Below are 565 nucleotides of genomic sequence, written 5' to 3' on the forward strand. Positions count from 1 at the left end.
CGACCAGCAGGCCCGCATCGGCCGGGACCGTTCCCGGCACCGCGCCCGCGCGCGTGCTGACGATGGGCAGGCCATGGGACAGCGCCTCGTCGAAGACGATGCCGTAACCCTCGTACCGGGTGGCCAGCGCAAAGATCGAGGCCTTTCGGTACAGGTCCGCCAGGCGATCTGCCTCGACCCGACCGGCCAGTTCCAGCCGTCCGCCCAGTCCGCTGGCGGCGATCTGTGCCTGCAGGTCGGCCACATGGACCGCGTCCCAGGGGTTGCCGACGATCACCGCCTGCCAGTCCAGATCGGCTAACGCCGCCAACGCGGCGATCAGCACGTCATGGCCCTTGCGCGGGTGCAGGATGCCCACCGACAGGATCAGCGGCGGGTCCTGCGGCGTGGCGGGCTGTTCCGGGCGGTCGGTGCCGGGGCGGGCGACGGTGATCCGGTCGGCGGGCACGTCATAGCGGTCGACCAGCATGTCGCGCGTATGCGGGCTGGGCACCATCACGTGGCGCGCATGGGCCAGGTTCGCGCGCTCGGTCCGCCACAGATGGTCGGCCAGATCGGCGGGCAG

At 71.7% G+C, this 565-nt stretch carries 1 protein-coding gene; it reads right to left on the minus strand.

The window, feature by feature from the left end; all coding sequences use genetic code 11:
• A partial coding sequence (locus TW83_RS17410; RefSeq protein WP_045984051.1) for a glycosyltransferase occupies nucleotides 1-565 on the minus strand: 565 nt, incomplete at both ends.

The sequence above is a fragment of the Paracoccus sp. S4493 genome, assembly GCF_000967735.1.
Classification (GTDB): Bacteria; Pseudomonadota; Alphaproteobacteria; order Rhodobacterales; family Rhodobacteraceae; genus Paracoccus; species Paracoccus marcusii.